Source organism: Microbacterium sp. SSM24, from assembly GCF_025989145.1.
In the GTDB taxonomy this organism is placed as follows: Bacteria; Actinomycetota; Actinomycetes; order Actinomycetales; family Microbacteriaceae; genus Microbacterium.
Window position 1 is genome coordinate 1,325,706 of record NZ_JAPDNQ010000001.1, and the last position, 23,433, is coordinate 1,349,138.

20 protein-coding genes and 1 tRNA gene are annotated in these 23,433 nt (G+C 70.4%); 12 read left to right on the plus strand and 9 right to left on the minus strand.

From position 1 onward, the window contains the following. Positions 1–276 precede the first annotated feature (276 nt). The gene (locus tag OL358_RS06075) at positions 277–2,892 is read left to right on the plus strand and encodes a penicillin acylase family protein (protein ID WP_264709049.1); all 2,616 of its coding nucleotides are present in this window, start codon (positions 277–279) and stop codon (positions 2,890–2,892) included. A gap of 285 nt (positions 2,893–3,177) precedes the next feature. Continuing rightward, positions 3,178–4,179 carry an O-antigen ligase family protein gene (locus tag OL358_RS06080; RefSeq protein ID WP_264709051.1) on the plus strand — a complete coding sequence of 334 codons (1,002 nt, stop codon included), beginning with the start codon at positions 3,178–3,180 and terminating at the stop codon, positions 4,177–4,179. Here OL358_RS06080 and mnhG read toward each other — a convergent pair. From mnhG to OL358_RS06110, 6 genes are read right to left on the minus strand one after another with little or no spacing between them, the layout of a single operon-like run. Beyond that, positions 4,176–4,538: a monovalent cation/H(+) antiporter subunit G gene (gene mnhG / locus OL358_RS06085; RefSeq protein WP_264709052.1), complete on the minus strand. Its 363-nt coding sequence runs from the start codon at positions 4,536–4,538 to the stop codon at positions 4,176–4,178. The genes OL358_RS06080 and mnhG overlap by 4 nt on opposite strands. After that, complete coding sequence (locus OL358_RS06090; RefSeq protein WP_264709053.1) at positions 4,535–4,804, minus strand: monovalent cation/H+ antiporter complex subunit F; 270 nt, start codon at positions 4,802–4,804, stop codon at positions 4,535–4,537. The genes mnhG and OL358_RS06090 overlap by 4 nt, the downstream gene beginning before the upstream one ends. Further along, entirely contained in the window at positions 4,801–5,415 is a 615-nt protein-coding gene (locus tag OL358_RS06095) for a Na+/H+ antiporter subunit E (protein WP_413631341.1), read from the minus strand. Before OL358_RS06095 ends, OL358_RS06090 begins: the two co-directional genes overlap by 4 nt. Then, on the minus strand, positions 5,412–7,031 hold the full coding sequence (locus OL358_RS06100) for a Na+/H+ antiporter subunit D (protein WP_264709054.1): 1,620 nt from the start codon (positions 7,029–7,031) through the stop codon (positions 5,412–5,414). The genes OL358_RS06095 and OL358_RS06100 overlap by 4 nt, the downstream gene beginning before the upstream one ends. Then, entirely contained in the window at positions 7,028–7,576 is a 549-nt protein-coding gene (locus OL358_RS06105; RefSeq protein WP_264709055.1) for a Na(+)/H(+) antiporter subunit C, read from the minus strand. The genes OL358_RS06100 and OL358_RS06105 overlap by 4 nt, the downstream gene beginning before the upstream one ends. Then, entirely contained in the window at positions 7,573–10,494 is a 2,922-nt protein-coding gene (locus OL358_RS06110) for a Na+/H+ antiporter subunit A (protein ID WP_264709056.1), read from the minus strand. Before OL358_RS06110 ends, OL358_RS06105 begins: the two co-directional genes overlap by 4 nt. Before the next feature lie 121 nt (positions 10,495–10,615). On the opposite strand from OL358_RS06110, the gene OL358_RS06115 reads away from it, so the two are divergent. After that, positions 10,616–12,172: a hypothetical protein gene (locus tag OL358_RS06115; protein ID WP_264709057.1), complete on the plus strand. Its 1,557-nt coding sequence runs from the start codon at positions 10,616–10,618 to the stop codon at positions 12,170–12,172. Here OL358_RS06115 and OL358_RS06120 read toward each other — a convergent pair. Beyond that, on the minus strand, positions 12,169–13,224 hold the full coding sequence (locus OL358_RS06120) for a LacI family DNA-binding transcriptional regulator (protein ID WP_264709058.1): 1,056 nt from the start codon (positions 13,222–13,224) through the stop codon (positions 12,169–12,171). The two genes, OL358_RS06115 and OL358_RS06120, sit on opposite strands and share 4 nt — an antisense overlap. Before the next feature lie 77 nt (positions 13,225–13,301). Between OL358_RS06120 and OL358_RS06125 the strand changes: the two genes are divergently transcribed. From OL358_RS06125 to OL358_RS06145, 5 genes are all read left to right on the plus strand, one after another. Beyond that, entirely contained in the window at positions 13,302–14,531 is a 1,230-nt protein-coding gene (locus tag OL358_RS06125) for an MFS transporter (RefSeq protein ID WP_264709059.1), read from the plus strand. 20 nt (positions 14,532–14,551) lie between these two features. Next, positions 14,552–15,247, plus strand: a complete 696-nt coding sequence (gene nucS, locus OL358_RS06130) for an endonuclease NucS (RefSeq protein WP_264709061.1) — start codon at positions 14,552–14,554, stop codon at positions 15,245–15,247. A gap of 489 nt (positions 15,248–15,736) precedes the next feature. Then, positions 15,737–16,420: an HAD hydrolase-like protein gene (locus OL358_RS06135; protein ID WP_264709063.1), complete on the plus strand. Its 684-nt coding sequence runs from the start codon at positions 15,737–15,739 to the stop codon at positions 16,418–16,420. Beyond that, positions 16,413–17,678 carry a hypothetical protein gene (locus OL358_RS06140; RefSeq protein ID WP_264709065.1) on the plus strand — a complete coding sequence of 422 codons (1,266 nt, stop codon included), beginning with the start codon at positions 16,413–16,415 and terminating at the stop codon, positions 17,676–17,678. Before OL358_RS06135 ends, OL358_RS06140 begins: the two co-directional genes overlap by 8 nt. Positions 17,679–17,705: 27 nt before the next feature. Continuing rightward, positions 17,706–19,781, plus strand: a complete 2,076-nt coding sequence (locus OL358_RS06145; RefSeq protein ID WP_264709066.1) for a bifunctional lysylphosphatidylglycerol flippase/synthetase MprF — start codon at positions 17,706–17,708, stop codon at positions 19,779–19,781. A gap of 127 nt (positions 19,782–19,908) precedes the next feature. Here the strand turns inward: OL358_RS06145 and OL358_RS06150 are convergent, their stop codons facing one another. After that, entirely contained in the window at positions 19,909–20,115 is a 207-nt protein-coding gene (locus OL358_RS06150; protein ID WP_056123580.1) for a cold-shock protein, read from the minus strand. 365 nt (positions 20,116–20,480) lie between these two features. On the opposite strand from OL358_RS06150, the gene OL358_RS06155 reads away from it, so the two are divergent. Then, the gene (locus OL358_RS06155) at positions 20,481–21,119 is read left to right on the plus strand and encodes a GntR family transcriptional regulator (protein ID WP_264709067.1); all 639 of its coding nucleotides are present in this window, start codon (positions 20,481–20,483) and stop codon (positions 21,117–21,119) included. 46 nt (positions 21,120–21,165) lie between these two features. Beyond that, positions 21,166–21,657, plus strand: coding sequence for a GNAT family N-acetyltransferase (locus OL358_RS06160; RefSeq protein ID WP_264709068.1), 492 nt, complete (start codon positions 21,166–21,168; stop codon positions 21,655–21,657). 40 nt (positions 21,658–21,697) lie between these two features. On the opposite strand, the gene OL358_RS06165 is transcribed toward OL358_RS06160, so the two are convergent. Further along, positions 21,698–21,781 (minus strand) — tRNA-Leu (locus OL358_RS06165). A gap of 347 nt (positions 21,782–22,128) precedes the next feature. On the opposite strand from OL358_RS06165, the gene OL358_RS06170 reads away from it, so the two are divergent. Together OL358_RS06170 and OL358_RS06175 are read left to right on the plus strand one after the other, a co-directional pair. Further along, complete coding sequence (locus OL358_RS06170; RefSeq protein WP_264709069.1) at positions 22,129–22,875, plus strand: FhaA domain-containing protein; 747 nt, start codon at positions 22,129–22,131, stop codon at positions 22,873–22,875. Further along, a complete protein-coding gene (locus tag OL358_RS06175) occupies positions 22,872–23,417 on the plus strand; it encodes an FHA domain-containing protein (protein WP_264709070.1) in 546 nt (181 codons plus the stop codon). Before OL358_RS06170 ends, OL358_RS06175 begins: the two co-directional genes overlap by 4 nt. Positions 23,418–23,433 lie beyond the last annotated feature (16 nt).

The following is a 23,433-nucleotide window of genomic DNA, read 5'->3' on the forward strand; positions in this document are numbered from 1 at the left end:
AGTCCCATCCGCGCCCGGAAAGAGGCTAGACCTGTCCGCTGAACGAAACCAGGGAGCGCATTGCGTCAATGCCTGCCGATGCGTGCCCGTTCGTTACCGCGTCCTCCCCCGCCGACAGCGGTGAGAGCGTTTCCACAGAAGACCGCACGGGGAGTCGCCGCCCGGGCCGGCCCGGGATACGATTCCACTCGGTTGCGCGCGACCCGAAATCGCGGAACCGGGGTCCGTGGTGCACGACACCGCGTTTCACCCCTCGCAGATCCTGAAAGACCTTCGATGCTGAAGACATCCACCGCGCCCGTCGAGACCATCGAGGCGCCCCCGCGCCGCCGATCGGTGGGCAGGAGGATCGGCATCATCCTTTTCAGCGTCGTCGCCGGCGTCGTCGCCCTCGCGCTCGTCGCTGTCGCCCTCGTCGCCTACACGGTGCAGCGCTCGTTCCCCCAGCTCGACGGCGAAGTCGCCGTCGCCGGACTGAGCGAGAAGGTCACCGTGCAGCGCGACGCGCTGGGCATCCCGACGATCACCGCGGCCACGACCGACGACCTCTTCTTCGCGCAGGGATACGTCCACGCGCAGGACCGCTTCTGGGAGATGGACTTCCGCCGGCACGTGACCAGCGGCCGCCTGTCCGAGCTCTTCGGCGAGTCACAGCTGCCGACCGACCGGTTCCTGCGCACGCTCGGCTGGCGTGAGATCGCCGAGCAGGAGGTCGAGGCGCTCGACGACGCCACCCGCTCGTACTACGAGGCGTACGCGGACGGCGTCAACGCGTATCTGGCCGACCACCAGGGCGCCGACGCATCCTTCGAGTACGCGGTGCTCGGGCTTCAGAACAGCGACTACGAGATCGAGCCGTGGAGCCCCGCCGATTCGGTCGCCTGGCTCAAGGCGATGGCCTGGGACCTCCGGTCCAACATCGAGGAGGAGACCGAGCGCGCGGTGATCGCGTCCGACTTCACGCAAGAGCAGATGGACGAGCTCTATCCCGAGTATCCCTACGACCGCAATCCGGTCATCGTGCCGTCGATCTCGACCGTGCCCGCTGTCGGAACGGCAGCCGACCTCATCGGCGACGGTGCGGCGGATGCCGCGACGGCGTCGATCGAGTGGTCCGAGGTCGACGGTGTCGTCGAGGCGGTCAGCGCACTCGTGGGCGGCATCGGCGAGGGCATCGGATCGAATTCCTGGGTCGTGTCGGGACACCTGACCGACACCGGGATGCCGCTGCTTGCCAACGATCCTCACCTCGGCGCCTCGCTGCCCAGCGTGTGGCACCAGGTCGGCCTGAAGTGCCGGGCCGTCACCGAGGCGTGCGCCTTCGACGTCGCGGGCTTCGGCTTCTCGGGTGTTCCCGGCGTCATCATCGGGCACAACGACCGCGTCGCGTGGGGCTTCACGAACCTGACGACGGACGTGACCGATCTGTACCTCGAGAAGATCGAGGGCGACGACTTCTGGCGCGACGGTGAACTCTTCCCGCTCGACATCCGCACCGAGACGTTGAAGGTCGCGGGCGGCGACGACGAGAAGCTCGTGATCCGCTCCACCGTCCACGGCCCGATCATCTCCGGACTGACCGACGACTACACCGCGATCGCGGAAGACCCGTGGACCGGTTCGGGCGGCAGCGTCGAGGAGCCCGCCGATGTCCCCGAGGGCGAGTACGCCGTCAGCCTGAAGTGGACGGCGCTCGCCCCGGCGACGACGGCGACAGCGATCTTCACCCTCAATCTCGCTCGCGACTTCGACGACTTCCGGGAGGCCGCCCAGCAGTTCGCGGTGCCCGCCCAGAACCTCATCTACGCCGACGTGGACGGCAACATCGGGTATCAGACCCCGGGATCGCTGCCCATCCGCGGCGACGGCGACGGATCGATGCCGCAGCCGGGATGGGACTCCGCCTACGACTGGAAGGGATTCATCCCCTTCGAGGAGCTCCCCGTCGTCTACAACCCCGACGAGGGCTACATCGTCACGGCGAACAACGCCATCGTCGGCGAGGACTACCCCTACTTCCTCACGCGGGACTGGGACTACGGCTGGCGCGCCGCGCGCATCGTCGACCTCATCGAGCGCAAGTCCGCGAACGCTCCGCTGACGGCCGCCGACATGCTCGCGATCCAGGCGGACGACGAGTTCTTCCTGGGCATGCGCCTGTCCGCCGCGTACATGGAGCTGCAGACAGGGCATGAGGGGACGGATGCCGCGCTCGACCTGCTGCGCACGTGGGACGCCCAGAGCACCGCCAGCTCATCCGCGGCGGCGTACGCGAACGTGCTGTGGGACGAACTCGCCGACAACCTCTTCGTCGACGGGCGGGAGCATCCGGTGCCGCTGACGGATCAGGCGCGTCTCTTCCTGGTGGTCGACGAGCTGCTGGGCGACCCCGGCTCGGAGTGGTGGACCAACGAGTCGCTCGGGGTGTCGGGGCAGCAGGAGATGCTGGAGCGCTCCGCGACCGACGCCTATGCACGGCTCGCGAAGCTGCAGGGCGAGAACCCCGCCAAGTGGAACTGGGGATCCCTGCACGCTCTTCCGCTCACGAGCGACACGTTCGGCGCGTCGGGCATCGCCCCGATCGAGTGGATGTTCAACCGCGGGCCGTTCGCGACCGGCGGCGGCTCATCCGTGGTGAACGCGACCGGATGGGTGATGGGCGAAGGCTTCTCGACCGTGACCGTGCCGTCGATGCGCATGGTCGTGGACCTCTCCGACTTCGACGCGAGTGGCTGGAATCACCTGACCGGCACCAGCGGCCACGCGTTCCACCCGAACTACATCGACCAGACCGCGACGTGGCAGGCCGTCCGCCTGACGCCGTGGGCATACTCGCGCGGCGCCGTCGACGACGCGACGACCAACACCCTGACCCTCGTCCCCGCGTCCTGACTCCGGGGCGGTTCCTGCGGCTTCAGCGACCCTTCTTCGACCAGGCCGGCGCGAACCGCGACTCGTCGCGTCATAACCGCGGCGGTGGGCGCGTCATGAGAGTGCACGTAAGTGCCGGACGCGGCCCAGAGGAGAGCAATGAGAATCACGCGGAACAAGCTCGTGCGCGGATACCACGCATAGTCAGAAACGGCGATCGATAGCCACGAGCGGGATGGCGTCCATTCGAAGCATCCGGCGTCGGCGCCGCCCGCGCCCCCGGTCCGTGAGAAGACGGGCCATCTGATGCTGCGCGGCTGGTGCATCTTCGTGATGTTCATGGCACTGTCGGGCACGGCCTGGGTGCACGCATTCGGCGAGCTGACGGCCGCCGTGGTCACGATCGCCGGCGGCATCCTGTCGGTGATCCTCTGGATCCTGATCCGCCCGCCGGTGGCGTGGCGGCGTCTGCCGTGGTTCGTCGTCGCGTTCGTCGCGTTGGCGACGCTGTCGCTGCTGTGGTCGGCGTGGCCGCAGACGACGGCCCTGACGCTGCTGCTGCTGTGGATCACCACGACGCAGGCGCTGTTCGTCGGCAGCGTGCTGACCTGGCGCGAACTGGTGCGGGCGGCGGCATCCGCTCTGAAGTGGGTGATCGCGCTGTCGATCCTGTTCGAACTGTGGGTGTCGGTGTTCGTGCAGGCGCCGATCCTCCCCGGGTTCGAGGTCGCACCCGCCGACGATCCGATCGAGTACTGGTCCCGCAACAATCTGTTCGACGGGGGCCGGCTGCAGGGGATCATCATCTTCACCGCGCTCGGACGCAGCGCCGACCTCACCGGACGTGAGGCGATCTGGAAGGCCGTCCTCACCCGCGCCGCCGAGCGCCCGTGGTTCGGCTGGGGCTACGCCACCCCTTGGGTGCCCTGGGACCCGGCCTTCGACGGCTGGATCCCCGACCACGGTCAGACCGTGCTGCAGGCGCACAACATGTGGGTCGACATCCGCATGCAACTCGGCATCGTCGGCGTCGTCATCACCGCACTGGTCTACCTCGCGTTCGTGTGGCGGTCCTGGTTCTTCGCCGTCGACCGCCCCCGGTGGGACCTCCGCGACGACCGCCCCTACTCCGCGATCACCCTGCTCCCCACGCTCGTCGGCGCGATCGTCCTCGTGCAGGGACTGGCCGAATCCACCCCGCTCCTGCTGTGGGGATGGATGTTCGTGGTCATGCTCGGCGCCAAGATCACGCAGTCCCCGCATGTCGGCGAAGGACCCGCCGAACACAGCATCGTCCCCGGCTCCTAGCCGCCGGACGCGGGCGGGGTCCGACGCGACTCGGCGAGGTCGTCGACGAACAGGCCGGTCTCGTCGATGGTGCCGTTTCGGTACGCCTGCCGCCCCACGATGTGCGCGGAGAGCGGCGCCGTCGCCAGCTGCATCAGCACGATCGGCACGAGGAACGCGACGACCGGCCACGACCGCAGCGACAGCGCCACCGCCAGGCAGATCAGGATCACGCCGAGCACCTGGGGCTTGGTCGCGGCGTGGAGGCGCGAGGGCACGTCACGGAAGCGCAGCAGGCCGATCGCCGCCGTGAGGCACAGCAGAGCGCCGATCAGGATCAGGATCAGCACCGCGAGGTCGAGCCACTCGTCGAGGGTCATTGCTCCGTGTTGTCCCTTCGTGCGACGAACCGGGCGATCGAGATCGAGCCGAACACTCCGACGGCGGCGATGATCAGCAGCACCGGCAGCGACCGGGTGTGGTGATTGATCGCCATCTCGGCACCCAGCACGCACATCACCTCGGTGAGGAGCACATCGGATGCCACGGCACGGTCGAGGATCGATGGTCCTCTGATGATGCGGAACACCGTGATGAGCGCCGCAACGCCGAAGACGGCGTAGATCGCGATGAGCAGCGCGTTCACGAGCCACCTCCCGGACGGCGGGCCGCGGCATCCACTCGTACCGCCGCCACCTGCGCGCGCGAGCCGACCGCCATCACGATGCGCCGCTCCCACCGCTGCACGCTCTCGCGCTGACGAACGACGTCGGCCTCCGACCGCACGCCGATGACGTGCAGGTAGAGGATCCGGCGGTCGCGGTCGGTGTCGACGATGAGAGAACCCGGGATGAGGGATGCCGTCACCGCCGTGTGCGTCATGATCAGGTCGTCGTCGGTGACGAGGGGGACCGCGATGATCGCCGTTCCGGGCTGTCGGCGGAAGTCCAGCACCTGCGCCGCGACCGTGAGCGATCCCCACACCAGCGCGGCGAGGAACTCGATCACGAACCCGGCGCCGAACCAGACGTTCACGCGGCCCGAGAGCTCCACGGGCGGCAGCCGGAAGACGCGCGTCACGAACAGCGCGACGACGAGGCCCGTGAGGAACGACATCCAGGTGAACTGGCCCCACAGCATCATCCACAGCGCGATCAGCCACACGAAGAACGGCAGCTGACGCCAGAGCAGCGTGAGGAGCGCCTTCTTCTCACCGCGCGCGGTCCCACCCGATGCGCTGTCGTGGACGGCGGTCACGGCTGCACCTCCTCTTCGAGGTCCGCGGAGTCCGGCTCGCCCTTGACGACGTCCGAACCCAGATCCTCCTGGAGCTGGACGAGCGTCACCGGTTCGAGCAGGGACGCGCCGATGCGCGCGCACACGTCGTAGAGCGGGCCGGCGAAGATCGTCAGCGCGACCGTCACCGCGACCATCCCGGCGGTCGAGGCGGTCATGATCTTCGGGATGACGCGGCGCTCGGTGTCGACCCCGCCCGGCGCGGCGCCGAGGTACGAGATGCGCGCCTCGGTCTCGGCCGAGTCGTCCTCCTCGCGCCAGAACGCGAGGTTCCATGCGCGCATGAGCGCGTACAGGGTGAGGAGGCTCGTCACGATGCCGCCGACGATGAGCACCATCATGATCGGCGTGCCGACCTCGGCGGCAGCGTCGAACAGCGCGAACTTGCCGATGAACCCCGAGAACGGGGGGAGTCCGCCCAGGTTCACGGCCGGGATGAAGTAGAGCACCGCGATCACCGGTGCGGCGCGCATGAGTCCCTTGACCCGCAGGATCGAGGTGCTGCCGGCGCGGCGCTCGACGAGTCCGACGGCGAGGAACAGGGTCGTCTGCACCACGATGTGGTGGACCATGTAATAGATCGTCGCGCCGATCGCCGCCGGAGTCGCGATCGCGAGGCCGAAGATCATGTAGCCGATATGGCTCACCAGCGTGAACGACAGGATGCGTTTGAGCTCCGCCTGCGCGACCGCACCGAGCACGCCGACGATCATCGTCGCCAACGCGACGAGCATCAGGAGGAAGTTGACGTCGTTGTCGATGAACAGCTGCGTCTCGGTGCGGATGATCGCGTACACGCCGACCTTCGTCAGCAGGCCGGCGAACACCGCGGTGACCGGGGCCGGTGCGGTCGGATAGGAGTCGGGCAGCCAGAACGAGAGCGGGAAGACCGCCGCCTTGATGCTGAAGGCGAGCAGCAGCATCAGGTGCAGGACGAGCTGGGTCTCCTGCGGCAGCTCGCCCATGCGCTGCGAGATCTGCACCATGTTGACGGTGCCCAGTGCGCCGTAGATCATCGCGATCGCGGCCAGGAAGAGAATCGACGACACCAACGAGACGACGATGTAGACGACACCGGTGCGGATGCGGGACTCGGTCGAGCCGAGGGTGATGAGCACGTACGACGCGACGAGCAGGATCTCGAAGCCGACGTAGAGGTTGAACAGATCGCCCGCGATGAAGGCGTTGAAGATCCCCGCCGCGAGGATCAGGTACGAGGGGTGGAAGATCGTGACCGGGGTCTCGTCATCGCCGTCGGCAGCACCCTGACCGACCGAGAACAGCAGGACCGCGAGCAGCACGAGGCTCGACACCAGCACGAGCAGGGCCGCCAGCCGGTCGACGTACAGCACGATGCCGAACGGGATCGGCCACCCGCCGACGGACACCGCGATCGCCTGGTCGCCCGTGTCGACCACGTACAGGAGGATCGCCGAGATCACGAGCACGACCGACAGCGTGCTCACCGATACGACCACCTGGGTGCGGCGGTGGCGGCCGGCGATGAGGGCGATCGCGGCGCCGAGCAAGGGGAGCGTCACGAGCAGCGGCACGAGGGCCGGAGCGAACTCGATCATTCGTCGTCACCGCCCTTCCCCGGTCGTTCGGCGGGCGAGTCCGTCGGGGCGTCGTCACGCAGCCGCGCGAAGTCGGCGTTGCGCAGCACGGTGATGGGCGAGGTGTCGAGGCCGACGAAGTCGGTGGTCGCGTCGTCGTCCTCGTCTTCGATCTGGATCTCGTCGTCCATCGTCTCGTCGATGTCGGCGGTGCCCTCGCGGATGGCGCGGTCGGCCTCGTCGTCCTCAACGGTGTCGGCCTGGCCCAGCTGCCACGACCGGTAGATGAGCGCGAGCAGGAACGCCGATACCGCGAAGGTGATGACGATGGCAGTGAGCGTCAGTGCCTGAGGCAGCGGGTCGGACATCTCGTCCGGCGACGCCGCCGCTCCGAAGAACGGCGCGACGCCCGGCTGACCCATCACGATGAGCAGCAGGAGATTGGTCGCGTTGCCCAGCAGCAGGAACCCGATCAGCACCCGGGTGAGGCTGCGCTCGAGCATCGCGTAGACGCCGCACGCGAAGAGCACGGCCATGACGACGATGAGCACGGTCGAAACGGTCACGACACGCTCACCCCCTGCGGGTGGCCCTCTCGGGCCTCCTGTGCCTGCCGGTCGACCTCGGCGCCGAGGCTGCGCAGCACATCGAGCACGAGGCCGATCACCACGAGGTACACGCCGACGTCGAAGAGGGTCGAGGTGACGAACTCGATGTGCCCGATCACGGGCAGCTCCGCCTCGAACCACGTGCTGGTGAGCGGCGGTGCGCCGAAGAAGAGGGGCACGATGGCGCAGGCGACCGCGATCGACATGCCGACGCCGAGCAGTCGTCCCGCGTCGGTCGGCGCGGCGGCGCCGAGCTCGTAGCGACCCCCGGCGACGTAGCGCATGACCAGTGCCATGCCGGCGACCAGTCCGCCCGCGAACCCGCCACCCGGCAGGTTGTGGCCGGCGAACAGCAGGTACAGCGACACGATGATGATCGTGTGGAAGAGGATCCGCACGATCACCTCCAGCATGATCGAGCGGTTCTCGGGCCGCACGCGCTGCCCCCCGACCAGCCAGGCCATGCGCCCCGCGGCCTCGCCGCGCGGCCGCACGCCCTCCGAGGTCTCGACGAGGGGGCGGCGGGTGCGCGCCGCTTCGGCGGGAAGGGGGGCGATGAAGCGCGAGAGCGTGTCGGCGCGATGCGTGACGAACACGAGCGATGCCACGCCCGTCGCCGCGAGGACGAGCACCGACAGCTCGCCCATCGTGTCCCAGCCGCGCAGGTCGACCAGCGCCACATTGACCACGTTCTTGCCGTGTCCGAGGTGATAGGCGAGGTCGAGGAAGCGGTCCGAGATCGGCTGGGTGCTTCGCGCCGACGTGGCGACGAGCGCGACCGCCGCCATCGTCGCGCCGACCGCCGCGCCGAGCACGGCGCGCGCGACCGGCCACACCGACTCGTTGTGCTCGCCCATGCGCGACGGGATGCGCCGCAGCACGAGCGCGAACGCGACGAGGGTCACCGTCTCGACCAGGATCTGGGTGAGGGCGAGATCGGGAGCACCGCTCGTCGCGAACAGCACCACCATGCCGAGACCGGTGACCGACACGAGCACGACGCCGGTGTAGCGCTTGCGGGCGCGGACCGCGATGAGCCCGGCCACGATCATGATCGGCGCGACCACGAGCTGCATCGGCGTCTGGAAGGCGGCGAGCTGGGCCTGCCACTCCGGGGAGGCCAGCAGCGCCGTGCCCTCGGCGGCGACGAAGACCACGAAGATCGTCCCGACGTACACGGGCAGGGAACCGCGCTGGGTGAAGCCCGTCGTGACGACAGACAGCCGCGCGATCACGCGCAGCGTGCCGTTGTATGCGCCGGCGGCCGTGAACGGCAGCAGCCGCTTCGACCAGCCGGCGCGGGCGGTGAGCCAGAAGACCGCGGCGCCGACGACGATCGTCGCGAGCGAGATCCACAGCGCGGGCTCGAGCCCGTGCCACAGCGCGAGGTGCGCCGGATGCTCGGATGCCCCGGGCGGGGCTTCGTCGGCGTATCCGGCGAGCGCGACATCCAACGCCGGCGCCGCGAGACCCGCGACGACGGTGAGCCCAGACAGCAGGACGGGCGCCGCGAGGAACCCGATGGGAGGGTCCGGCCACTCGGTCGCGGGAAGCGGCCGGCGCGCGGCATCCTTCTTCGTCCAGAAGGCACCCCACAGGAACCGGATGCCGTAAGCCGCCGTGAGCACGGACCCCAGCACCACTCCGCCGAACGCGACGAGACCCCACGGGGAACCCGCCGCCGCTTCGTCGAGGAGTGCGGTCAGCGCTCCTTCTTTCGCGACGAAGCCGATCGTCGGGAAGACACCCACCATCGAGGCGACGGCGATGAACGAGAACGTCGCCATGACGGGTGCCTGGCGACCGACCCCGCTGAGCTCGGCGATGTCGCGCGTGGACAGCTGGCGGTCGATGACGCCCACCACGAGGAACAGGGCGGACTTGAACAGCGCATGGCTCAACAGCAGCGCCGCGCCGGCGAGCGCGGCATCGCGCGTGCCGTAGCCGAGCACGACCGCGAGCAGTCCGAGCTGGCTCACCGTGCCGAACGCGAGGATGCGCTTGAGGTCGGTCTCACGAAGAGCCTGGTAGCCGCCGAGCAGCATCGTGAAGACGCCGAGGATCACGATGATCGGACGCCAGGTCGGCGCCGCCGCGAACACGGGCGCGAGGAGGGCGATGAGGTAGATGCCCGCCTTCACCATCGCCGCGGCGTGCAGGTACGCGCTCACCGGGGTGGGCGCCGCCATCGCCCCCGGCAGCCAGAAGTGGAACGGGAAGATGGCGGACTTGCTCAGCGCACCGACGAGCAACAGCACGAGCGCGGCGTCGACGATCGGCCCGGTGGGTGCCGCGGCGAGGATCGTCGAGATGCTCGACGTGCCGGCGTCGACGACGAGCAGCACCACGCCGATGAGCATGACGAGCCCGCCGAGGGTCGTGACGAGCAGCGCCTGGAGCGCCGCGCGCCGGCTCGCAGCACGGCGGTTGTAGTACCCGATCAGCAGGTACGACAGCACGCTCGTGATCTCCCAGAACATCACGAGCACGACGAGGTCGTCGGTGAGCACGAGGCCGTACATCGCTCCGGCGAAGGCGAGCAGCACGGCGGAGAACTGGCCGAGCCCCTCGTTCTTGCCGCGGAAGTACCAGCGGCAGTAGATCATGACGAGCGCGCCGACCCCGGTCACGATCAGCGTCATGAGCCACGACAGCGTGTTCATGCGCATCGAGAGCTCGATGCCGAGCGACGGGATCCAGTCGTAGGACTCGAAGGGGTCATCGCCGGCGAGCACCGCGGGGGTGGCCGCGGCCGCCTGCGCGAACGCGATGATCGGCAGCAGAGCGGCGAGGTAGAACGCGCGCGCGCCGATGCGCCTGACGAGCCACGGCAGCACCAGCGGAACGATTGCGAACGCGCCGAGGAGGACCAGCATTGGCGGCCTCCTCGTGGTCGTCGGCCGGGGGCTCACGCGCGCGGCTCGGGCGATCAGGGTGTCGCGTCCAGTCTACCGGGACGCCCGGCCGCCCGGCCGCGCGCATGCCAGAGTGGAGCCCGTGGCCGCCGATCCCGCCGATCTCCGCACGCCGAGCTGGGCGCGCGAGGTGCTGGGTGCCGTGGCCGCGCTGGCGGTGTCGATCGCGACGCTCGCGGTCGTCGCCTCCACGCCCCGCGCCGAGCTCCTGCTCCGTGACGGCGACTCGCTCGTCACGACCCTCGTCGTGCAGTCGCTCGCCGCCGGGCAGCCGCAGGACTGGGCGATGTCATCGGTGCTGTTCCTGCCGGAGACGGCGGCGCTCGGCATCCTCTCGCTCGGGGGACTCGGCGTCGAGGGCACCCTCCTTCTCGCCGGCGTCGTCAACCTCGTCGCGCTCTACGGCGCGCTGCGCGTCGCAGCGGGAGCACGTCGGCCGGACAGCGCGCCGGTCGCGGCATCCCTGCTCGCCCTCATCGCCTTCGCCCTGCTCGCCGTCACCGAGGCGTCGGCCGATCGCGACGCGCTCGAGCCCGCCTCACTCCTGCTCACGACGACGTACTACAGCGCCACCGTGCTCGCGGCGGTCGTCGCCTTCGGCCTCGCCCGTCGCGGTCTGGATGCGCCGGAGCGGCGCGTGCACGCGTGGGTGCTCGGGGGTGTGGCTGCGGCATCCGTGCTCACCAATCCGCTGTTCGCGGCCTGGGTCACGGTGCCGCTCGCGGTCGTGCTGACCGTCATCGGCCTGCGCGCACGACGAACGACCTTCGCGCCGGCCGGACCGGCGGCGTGGAGCCTCCTGCTCGCCGTGGTGGCCGGCTCGGCCGTGGGGTTCCTCGCGCGCCTTCCGCTCGCGCACCTCATCGCGAACACCGGTGCCGGGTACGCCGCCCCCTCCCGGTGGGCGGAGTCGCTGGCGTACTACGCCGGCCTCGCGGCCGACCGGCTCGCCGAGCCCGGGGGCGCGGTCGCCGGGCTCCTCATCGCCGCGCTGTGGACGTGGTGCGTGGTCGCGATGGTCCTGCTGGCCCGGCGCGCACGCGTCGGCGCCGCCGTCATCGCCGCGTGCGGATGGCTCGTCCCCGTGCTCGTCGTGGTCGGCGCGATCGCGCTGGGCACGCACGCCGCACGGTACGTGCAGCCGCTGGCGTTCGCTCCGATCCTCGGTCTGGTGGTGGTTCCCGATCTCGCGCCGCAGCGCCTGCACCTCGGCCGGCTGGTGCTCGCCGCCGCGTCGGTCGTCGCGCTCGTGCTTGCGGCGGGGTTCGGCATCCCGCGGCTCGTCGCCGCGGCGAGCGCGCCCGATCCCGATCTCGCGTGCGTCGTCGCGTGGACGGACGCGTCGGGACGCACCGGTGCAGGGCAGTTCTGGACGGTGCGGCTGCCCAAGGCGCATGCGGCCGACCAGCGCTCGCTCGTGCAGGTCGACCATGAGCTGCACGGCTATGCGTGGCTCGTGAATCGCGACGACTTCGCGGTGGGGGAGGTGACGTTCCTCGTGCGCGACGACGAGAGCGTGCCTTTCGCGCTCCCGGGCGGAGTGACCGAGGCGGATGCCGCGGCGCTCATCGACTGCGGTCGGTACACGATCGTCGATTTCGGCGATCGCCCCCTGCGGCTGGGTCCGCAGCGGTCCTAGTCGGCGGGGGGCGGGGCGGACGTGTTGCCCTCGCGGAACTCGCACGTGAAGCGGATCGATGCGGCCTCGCCGCCGTCGAGCATCGCCGCGACGGCGTGGCCGGCAGCGCGGCCCTTGTCGGTCGCCGGCTGCACGAGGGTCGTGAGCTCGTAGGGCGCGAGGCCGTCGACGACGATCCCGTCGAAGCCGGTCACGCTGACGTCTTCGGGAACCCGCAGGCCGGCCTCTTCGACCGCGCGGATCACGCCCGCCGCGAGGAGGTCGCTCTGCGCGATGACCGCGGTCGGCCGGGTCGCCGGATCGGCGAGGATGACGCGGCCGGCGGCGAGCCCTTCGTCGATGAAGCTCCCGGCGGCGGCGTAGGCAGGGGCATCCGGATACACCTCGAGCGCACCCGCGAGACGCTCGCGCGTGACGTCGATCGTGATCGCGGTGCCGTCGAGGAGCCAGCCGGCCTCCCACCCGCCGCGCGCGGGAAGGGTGACGACGGCCACGCGACGATGGCCGAGCGCACGCAGGTGGCTCGCGGCCTGACGCTGCGCCTCGCGGTTGTCGAGGCCGATGCGGGGCACGTCCTCGCCCGCGTCGCCCTCGATGACGACCACCGGGATGCCGCGCGCCTTGACGGCGTCGAGCGACTCGCGCAGGTGCCCGCTGCAGCCGACGAGGACGGCGGCGTCCAGCGGCGCGGTCATGAGCGACGCGGCGGTCCCGCTCTCGGTGGGATCGTGGTCGCGCAGCAGGAGGAGACCGGCGCCGAGCGGGGCGACCCCGTCGGTGAGACCGTCCATCATGAGGGTCTTTACCGGGTCGAGGAACGCGGTGCCGAGATGCTCCTCGAAGACGACGCCGACGATTCCCGACCGGCCGCGGCGCAGCGAGGCCGCGCGCGGGTCGGGGCCGGTGTAGCCGAGCGCCGAGGCGGCGTCGAGCACGCGTCGGCGCGTGGCGTCCGAGACCGGGGTCTTGCCGCTGAACACGACGGAAGCCGTCGACGGCGAGACTCCTGCCTCGCGCGCGACGTCGGCGATGGTGGCCCTGCGCGTGCTCATGGGCACGATGCTACCCCGCGGCATCCTCGCCGTCGAATCGATTCGACAGCTCGCGCCCGAAGGGCTACCGTGGTCGGGTGGATACGCCCCTCACCCGCTCTCAGCTCGTCAATTGGCGCACCGCGGTCTTCACGATCTTCTTCGTCACGGGCCTCGGCTTCGCGTCGTGGGCGGCGCGCCTCCCCGCGGTCAAGCGGGACCTCGGGATCAACGACCTGCAGATCGGCATCCTGCTGTTCCTCTCGGGAGCGGCCGCCATCGTCGGCCTCTCGATCGCGAACGTGCTCGTCGTGCGGTGGGGTGCACGCCGGGGCATGCTCGCCACGATCATCACGTTCTCGATCGGCGTGGCCATCGTCGGCCTGGGGGTGCAGTTCCTCGAGTCATACGCCGTGACGGCGATCGGCCTCGCCTTGATGGGCATGGGCATGAGCGCGACGGACGTCATGATGAACGTCGAGGCCGCCGCGGTCGAGCAGGCGTTCGAGAAGACCCTCATGCCTCTGTTCCACGCCTTCTTCAGCCTCGGCACGGTCGGCGGTGCGGGGCTCGGCGTGCTGATGGCGGCCTGGAACGTGGGCGTCGCCTGGCACCTGTGGGCGGTCGCGCTGATCGTCCTCGCCGCCGGGCTCTTCGCACTGCGCGCCGTGCCTGTGCGCGAGACCATGCACGACGATCCGGCGACCCCCTCGAACCGCCGCGAGCGCTTCGCCGAAACCCTTGCGGTGTGGCGCGATCCGCGCACCTACGCGATCGGCGCGATCATGCTCGGCATGGCGTTCGCCGAAGGCAGCGCGAACGACTGGCTCACGATCGCGATGGTCGACGGGCACGACCAGACCGAGGCGGTCGGCGCGATCGCGCTCACCGTGTTCTCGGTGTCGATGACGGTGTTCCGCGTCCTCGGCGGCCCGATCGTCGACCGCATCGGCCGCGTGTGGACCCTCCGCGTGCTCGCGATCGCCGCGGGCGTCGGGCTCATCATGTTCATCCTCGCGCCGAACCTGCCGATCGCCTTCATCGGCATCGCGCTGTGGGGCGCCGGCGCATCGCTCGGCTTCCCGTTGGGAATGTCGGCCGCGGCCGACGACCCGGCGAAAGCCGCGGCATCCGTCTCCGCCGCCGCGACCATCGGGTACCTGGCGTTCCTGTGCGGACCGCCGATCCTGGGCTGGATCAGCCATGAGATCGGCATCCTCCCGACGCTGTGGATCATCGTCGGCCTCATCGCGCTGTCGGGCCTCGCGTCGGGTGCGGCGAAGCCCATCGCCGGCTCGAAGGTCGGCGCCGGACACGCCCACCACTGATGCAGGGCTAGGCTTCTCGGGTGCGTCTCGTCATCGCCCGCTGCTCCGTCGATTACACCGGACGGCTCACCGCGCACCTCCCGCTGGCCACGCGCCTCCTCGTCCACAAGGGCGACGGCAGCCTGCTCGTGCACTCCGACGGCGGCTCTTACAAGCCGCTGAACTGGATGAGCCCGCCGTGCCGCCTGGACGTGGAGGAGCCGGATGCCGAGTCCGCCGCCGCCGGCGCGCTCGAGTACTGGCGGGTGACGCACGCGAAGACGGGCGATGCCCTTCTCGTGCGCATCTATAAGGTGCTCCACGATTCGTCCCACGAGCTCGGGATCGATCCGGGGCTGCAGAAGGACGGCGTGGAGGCCGACCTGCAGCGCCTCCTCGCGGAGCAGGTCGACGTCATCGGCGACGGACTGACCCTTGTGCGGCGCGAGTTCCCCACCGCGATCGGGCCGGTGGACCTGCTGCTGCGCGACCCCGCCGGCGGCACCATCGCGGTCGAGGTCAAGCGGCGCGGAGACATCGACGGCGTCGAGCAGCTGACCCGCTACCTCGAGCTGCTCGGGCGCGACCCGCACCTCGCGCCGGTCACGGGAGTCTTCGCCGCCCAGGAGATCAAGCCGCAGGCGAAGGTGCTGGCCGCCGATCGCGGCATCCGGTGCGTGACGCTCGACTACGAGGGCATGAAGGGCATCGAGTCCGGCGCACCCCGTCTGTTCTGACATCGGGGCGACGCGGTCGCGGCGGCGGCGCCGGCTTGCGGCCGCGGCGTCGGCCGCGTCGGCCCCGTCGGCCCCGTCGGCCCCGTCGGCTGCGTCGGCTGCGTCGGCTGCGTCGGGGCTGTCGTACCTCCCGATCGCGTATGTGAGTTCGTGCTCACGCGCCCGCCGGCACCGCACGGACCCTGTGTGAACCCGAACTCACATGGCCCGAATGCCCCGGCGAACCCGAACGCGTACCCCCGATCGCGTATGTGAGTTCGTGCTCACGCACCCGCCGGCACCGCACGAACCCTGTGTGAACCCGAACTCACATGCCGAATCGAAGACGTACGCTCGCCAGCTCGCCCGCCCGCTCTCTCGCCCGCGCGCCCGCTCGCCCGCCGGCCCGCCCGCTCTCTCGCCCGCTCGCTCGCCAGCCCGCCCGCCCGCGCGTGACGCGATACACCGCAGGAGAGGCCCCCACCATCCCCTCCCCGTAGGCTGGATCCCATGCCGAGACGATCGCCCTGGACCTGCGTGCTGTGGGACGTCGACGGCACCATCGTCGACGCGTCCGACGGCATCCTGCGACGGCTCACGATCACGCTCGACCACTTCGGCAGGCGCCCGCCGACCCGCGCCGAGCTCGTGCACTGGATCGGTCCGCCGATGTACGACTCGTTCCAGGTCAACGTCGGCATGTCGCCGGACGAGGCATCAGAAGCGGTCGCGTTCTACCGCGTGCTCGGCAAGCAGGACGGCTACACGACCGGGGCGCGGCTGTTCGACGGCGTCGGCGAACTGATCCGGGATGTCGCCGCCTCCGGGATCCCGGAGGCGACAGCGAGCTCGAAGCCCGAGATCCAGGTCGCTGCGCTCATGGACCACTTCGACCTCTCGTCGTCGCTCACCGCCATCGTCGGCGCGACGCCCGACGAGAAGACTCTCAGCGCCAAGGCCGACATCGTCGCCGAAGCGCTGCGCCGCCTGCAGGCCGCGGGCGTCGACACGAGCAGACCCGTCCTCGTCGGCGACCGCCACCACGATGTCGAAGGCGGCGCCGCGCACGGCGTGCCGGTGATCTTCGTGCGCTGGGGGTTCAGCTGGCCGCACGAGGCGGACGGCGCGCAGGCCGCGGTCGACGACGTCGACCAGCTCCGCAGGCTCCTGCTGTTCGAGGACACCGATGCCTGAGATCGTCGGCTCGATCCTCGCGTGGCTCGTCCCCGCGGTGATCGTGTTCGGCGTGGCGGCGATCGCGCTCGCCCTCATCGCGTGGGCCGTGCGGCGCGCACGGCGCTCCCCTCGGGCACGCGCTGCGGCAAACCAGGATCGCGTCCGCGCGGGCGCAGCGCTCGTTCGTCTCGACGACGAGGTGGGCGAGCTCGACCTCGAGGTCGGACTGTCCGGCGCCCTCTACGGCGGCGGCGCCCCCACGTCGCTGCGGCGAGCGCGGTTGACCGCTCAGCACGTGCGCGACGAATCGTTCGACGAGTATCGCCGCATCAGCGCGCCCGACGTGCTGCCCGACGACATCCGGCGCTCGGCGACGCGCATCGAGCGCCGCGCGAACGAGGCGCTCCGAGCGATCGCCTCGGCCAGATCGGAGCACTCGGCCTGGGTGCTCGCGAACGTCTCGGCCGCGAGCCAGGTCTCCGCCGCGCAACGCCGTCTCGACCAACTGCGGGAAGGAATGGGCGACCCCGCCGCCCTCGTCGCCGAACTGTCCGCGAGGTTCGCCGAGGACGAGTGGGCGGATGCGTCCCGCGCCGCGCACGACGCCCTCGCCGAGGCGGCGGAAGCGCAGCGCCACCTCGACGCCGCGCAGGCGCTCGCGACGGATCCGTCGCGCAGCGCGCTGGCCGAGCTGGGCGCCGCCGAGCGTGCGCTCCGTCAGGCAGAAGCCGACGCGCGCATCCTCGAAGAGACGCACCGCCTCGTGCTGCAGGCCGCGCAGGCCGTGCCCGGGGAGATCGACGCCGCCCGCACCGCGCTGCGGCAGGCCGGCGTGACCCGGGAGCATCTCGACGCACCCGACGCTGCGCGCCTCGGCGCGGAGCTCCACGCCCTCCACGCGGAGCTCGAGAGCATCGAAGCGGATGCCGCCCGCCGGCCCTCCCGCACGGTCGACCGGATCGCGCGACTGCGCGATCGCCTCGACCTCGCACTCGGCGACGCGCGCACCGCGCAGCAGCGCCTTCGCGGCGCCCGCACCGCACTCCCGGGAACGCTCGCGGCCGCCCGAGCCGCGATCGCGCAGGCCGAGGCATCCGTCGTCCACGCGCGCGCCGGCGCAGACGCGCGGGCGCGCCTCATCTCCTCACAGCGCGAACTCGCCGCCGCGCGGCAGGCGCCCGACCCGGTCGCTGCGCTCGACGCCGCGCGACGCGCGCTGCGCGACGCCGAGGACGCGAAGGCTCTCGCCGACTACGCCCGCACCGGCGGGACGTGACGGGCGGGGCGTCGGTAGGGTGAGCCCATGACCGACGCCGTGCAGCGCTCGCGCCATCCCCTCGTCTCCGTCGTGACGCGGATACCCGCGACGCTCGCGCTCATCGCCGCCCTGCTGGCGATCGGCGTGATCTGGGGCGGGCTGTGGAGTCCGTTCGCCAAGAACCCGCTCTTCGAGTCCGTCGCGTACGGGCTTCCGGCTCTCGTCGAGGGCCGCTGGTGGACGCCGGTGACGGGCACGTTCTTCGTCGACCACCCGATCGTCTACCCGTTCGTGATCGCGAGCTTCGCCGGACTCGCGTACCTCGAGCATCGCCGCGGATCCGTCGTCGCGCTGGCGTATTTCGGCATCGGCCAGCTGTTCGCGATCTTCGCGAGCGCCCTGTTCCTGTGGCTCGCGACGATGCTGCCGTGGCCGTGGGCGCAGGTCGAGGCGACGGTGCTCGACGTCGGACCCTCCGGTGGCACGATGGCCGGCATCGCCGCCGCCGTCGGGCTCCTCGCGTCCCCGTGGCGCGTGCGGGCGTGGCTCATCGTGCTGGGCTTCGCGTTCGTGACGCTCTTCTTCTGGGGCTCGCTCGCCGACCTCGAGCACGCGTTCGCGGTGCTGCTCGTGCTGTTCGTGGACCGGTCGCTGCGCGTACAGCGCACGACCGTGCGCGAGCAGCGGCTGATCGCCTTCATCGCCGCCATCGTGATCCTGGCGGTCGAGCTGCTGACGCTCCTCGTGGCGACCGACGGCCCCTTCGGCCAGACCGAGGCCACGGGCGGCTCCTTCCTCGACGTCGCGGTCGACGTGGTCGTGATCGCGGCTCTCGCGACCGGGCTCCGCCGCGGGCGGCGCTGGGCCTGGATCTGGACCATCGTCCTCGCGACGGTGAACGTGCTCACGGGCGTGCTCCTCGTGGTCCTCGTGGTGATCGTCGGGCCGAGCGCCGTCGACGACCGGATCGGCGACTTCACCGTGCAGCTCGCGCAGGCCGGGATGTGGATGCTGCTGCTCATCTACCTCGTGTGGGTTCGTCGCGCGTTCCGCGCACGTCGGAAGTCGCTCATCGGAGTGGCACCCGTCCCCACCGTGGCCGACGTCAAGGCCGCGCTCCACGCACACGGCGGCGGGACGCTCTCGTGGATGACGACGTGGGACGGCAACGACTACGCCCGCACCGCAGCGGGTGGCATCGTCGCCTACCAGCGCCGCGCGGGCGTGGCCATCGCGCTCGCGGATCCTCTCGGGCCCGAGGCATCCCGTGCCGCCTCCGTCGCCGAGTTCATCGCCTCGGCCGAGCACGCCGGCCTGATCCCGTGCTTCTTCAGCTCGAGCGACGAGACGCGGGCCGCCGTGCCCTCCGGATGGCGCAGCATCGTCGTCGCCGACGACACCATCGTCGACCTGCCCGGTCTGGAGTTCACCGGCAAGCGGTGGAACGCCGTGCGCACGTCGATGAACCGTGCGGGGCGCGAGGAGATGACGTTCCGCATGACGCGGCTCGCCGACGAGCCGTGGGGCGTCAAGCAGCAGCTCCGCGCGATCTCCGAGATGTGGGTCGGCGACAAGGGTCTCCCCGAGATGGGGTTCACCCTCGGCACCCTCGATCAGGCCGAGGATCCCGAGGTGCGGATGGCGTTGGCCGTCTCGCCGTCCGGTGACGTCGACGGCTTCCTGTCGTGGCTGCCCGTCTTCGGCGACGACGGGAAGGTGCGCGGCTGGACCCTCGACCTGATGCGCCGCCGCGACGGCGGGTTCGGACCGGTGATGGAGTTCCTGATCGGATCGTCGGCGCGGCACTTCTCCGACGAGGGCGCCGAGATCCTGTCGCTGTCGGGTGCGCCGCTCGCCCACGAGTATCCGCCGGATGCCGGAGCCATCGCTGCGCTGTCGGATTGGCTCGCCGGCATGCTCGAGCCGGTCTACGGCTTCCAGTCGCTGCATCGCTTCAAGGAGAAGTTCCACCCGCGCTACGAGACGATGTACCTGCTCTTCCGCGACGAGAGCGACCTCACCCGCATCGGCGCGGGGCTCACGCGCGCGTTCCTTCCCGACGCGACGCTGCGGCAGTTCGCCGGCGCCGGACTCGAGCTCGTGCGAGGATCCGGCGACTGAACGGAAAAGCGCCCGGTGCGAGGCACCGGGCGCGACTGGGCCGCGGCGTTCGCTTCCGACTTTGTCGGCGGAAGCGGGTCAGCCGCGGCGCAGCTTTCGCTTGATGGGGCCCGAAGGCCCTCATGGCTTAGATGGGGCGGATGTTCTCCGCCTGCAGGCCCTTGGGGCCCTGGGCGATCTCGAACTCGACCCGCTGGTTCTCCTCGAGGGAGCGGTATCCGCTTGCGGTGATCGCGGTGTAGTGCGCGAAGACGTCTGCGCCGCCCTCATCGGGAGCGATGAAGCCGAAGCCCTTCTCCGAGTTGAACCACTTGACGGTGCCCTGCGTGCTCATTACTTGCCGTTCTTTCTGGGTGCCCGCGCTCATGCCACGAGTCCAGTACAACGTAACGGTTGGAAGGCGATACGGCGAGGGTGGTTTCGGATGGTGACGGAAATGTTGCATTCCGAGCGGATGCCGCGCCCCGGAAACCATCGGACGCCCGGGCTGAGCGAGGCTCGAAGCCCGGGCGTCGACGGATCCCCCCGGATAGGCCACGCGTAAGCGTGACACGCTCATGCTACCGATATATCAGCGGTGCGGCGAGAAGGAGGATCCCCCGTTTCGCGTCGCGGGCGCGCGGCATCCGGACACGAATGTCCGACGAAGATGAGAAAGGTGTATGCGGCTGAATCGGCCGACGTACACTGGTCGCACTCATGACGACCCCCCTCGCTCCCCTCGTCCCCAGCGGTGCGGTGCTCGGCGACGAGGTCTACGCCCGACTGGGCGAGGCGATCCTCGACGGCACCCTCGCCCCGGGCGAACGACTGCGCGATCACGAGCTCGCCGAATGGCTCGGCGTATCGCGCACCCCCGTGCGCGAAGCGCTGCAGCGCCTGGAACGCGTGGGCCTCGTCGAAGTGTCGCCGCATCGCTACACGCGCGTGTCGACGCCGAACGACAAGGCCCAGGCCGACACCCTCGAGTTCGTCGCCTATCTCATGGGCAACGCCGCGCGCATGGCGAGCACGAACGCCACCGATGAGGTGCTCGAGGACGCGATCCGCGAGCTCGACGCGGTGATCGCGGCATCCCGCTTCGACGACTACGCCGAGATGCTGCGCACGAGCCACATCTTCTTCGCGAAGCTCACCCGGGCGACGGGGAACGTGGCGATCCTGCGTTTCATGCGAGAGGCCGAGCTCGCGATCCGCCGCAACATCTCGACGTGGCGTCCGATCATCGAGTGCCCCGTCGGGCGCACCACCGCCTATGAGGGCTTCCGCGAGGCGATGCGCGAGCGCGACGGGGTGCGCGCCGAGGCGCTCCTGCGGCAGCTCCACGGGCTCACCTGACGGGGACCCCTCGTTCGGTGGCGCACGCGCTCGCTACGGTGTTCGTGTGAACCACATCGAGCTGCGCGATCTGGACGACGACGACCTCGACGCGATCTTCGAGATGATGCGCGACCCCGAGGGCGTCGCGATGGCTGCTTTCACCGCCGAGGACCCGGACGACCGTCACGCGTTCGACGCGTGGATCACACGGCAGCGCGGCGACGACGACGTGCTCTACCAGGTGGTGACGGAGAACGGGGGCTTCGCCGGCACGGCCGCCGTCTTCACGATCGACGGGGACCGCGAGGTCAGCTTCTGGATCGCCCGCCACGCCTGGAACCGCGGCGTCGCCACCGCCGCGCTGCGTCTGCTCGTGTCGCGCGAGGCGGTGCGCCCGCTGTTCGCGCGGGCCGCCGAGCACAACCTCGCATCGGTGGCGGTGCTGCGGCACTCCGGGTTCACCGAGGTCTCCCGCAACGTCGCGTACGCCCCGGGCCTCGGCCGCGAGGTCGAAGAAGGAGTCTTCGTGCTGCTTCCCGCGCTCGACGGGGCGTGAAAAGAAGAAGGCCCCCTTCCGGGGGCCTTCTTCCGCGCTGTGCGCGAGGGGGGAGTTGAACCCCCACGCCCTTTCGGGCACTGGCACCTGAAGCCAGCGCGTCTGCCTATTCCGCCACTCGCGCGAGCCGCGGCATCCGAAAACACCGCGAAACTCAACTTGCCGAGGATATCACGCGCCGCGCGAGCACCCGAACGCAGGAGATATCCGGTGCGCAGGACGGATGCCGGCCGAAACCTCCTGCGCACCGGAGATCTCCTGCCGAGCGGACTGTGCCCTCGCGCCGCGCCGCCGTCCGAACCCAGGAGATCGCGGCTTCCACAGGACGAGACCGTGCCGAATTCTCCTGCACAACCCCGGAACTCCTGTGCAACGGGGATGCCGGGCGGCCGACTTCGGAAAGCGGTCCACCGGCATTACAGACTGTGCAATTAGCATGTACCAACCGGCACCCCCCGTCCGAGGAGCCCAGTGGGACTACTTGACAGCTTCGAGAAAGGTCTCGAGCGCGCAGTGAACAGCGCGTTCGCGAAGACCTTCCGCAGCGGCATCCAACCCGTCGAGATCGCCTCCGCCCTGCGCAGCGAGCTCGACAAGAAGGCTGCCGTGGTGAGCCGCGACCGCATCCTCACGCCGAATACGTTCGTCGTGCGCCTGTCGCCTGCCGACGACGAGAAGATGGCCGCGATCGGCGATGCGCTGATCGACGAGCTCGACACGCTGGTGCACAAGCACGCCAAGAAGCAGGGCTACTCGTTCGCCGGGCCGGTCACGATCGCGCTGCAGCGGGACGAGCAGGTTTCGACCGGCACCCTCCGGGTGGACTCCTCGACCGCGCAGGGCGGCCGGGTGTCGTGGCGGGGCGTCGTCGACATCGAGGGCAAGCGGCATCCGCTGGTCAAGGGCCGCACGGTCATCGGCCGCGGCAGCGATGCGGACATCACGATCTCGGATGCCGGCACCAGCCGCCGGCACGTCGAGATCCTGTGGGACGGCGAGCGCGCGATGGTCCGCGACCTGAAGTCGACGAACGGCACGATGCTCGACGGCCGCAAGGTGGGAGAGGCGGTGCTTCCGCCCGACTCCACGGTGACCATCGGCCGCACCGACATCGTGTTCCACGTGGTCGCGCAGGCTGCGACGCCGCCGCGCCCGACGATGTCGGCCCAGGACGCCACGCGAGCCTACGACCTGCGCGACGGAGGTCCTCTGGCATGAGCGAACTCACCCTGCTCCTCCTGCGCATCGGCTTCCTCGTCCTGATGTGGGCGTTCGTGTTCGCCGTCGTCTACTCGTTGCGGGCGGACCTGTTCGGCGTGAAGGTGCGCCGGATGCCGGAGGCCGCACCCGCGGCGGCCGCACCCGCGGCATCCGCGGCGGCCTCACGCGCCGGCGCCACCGCACCCGTCGCACCCGCGGCGGCCCCCGCCCCGGCGGCAGGACCGAAGGGCGGACCGGCCACCGCCGACGCGGTCTCGCGCATCGTGATCACGAGCGGACCGAAGGCCGGCATCGAGCTGCCGCTCGGCACCGAGCCCCTCACGATCGGCCGCTCGAGCGAGTCCGCGCTCGTCATCCGCGACGACTACACCTCGAGCCACCATGCCCGCCTCGTGCTGTGGGGCGACCAGTGGATGATCCAGGACCTCGACTCCACCAACGGCACCTGGCACGACGGCTCCCGTGTGACCGCTCCGGCCCCCGTGACGATCGGTGCCCCGATCAAGGTCGGCGCCACGACCTTCGAGCTGCGGAAGTAGCGGGCGGACCCACCAC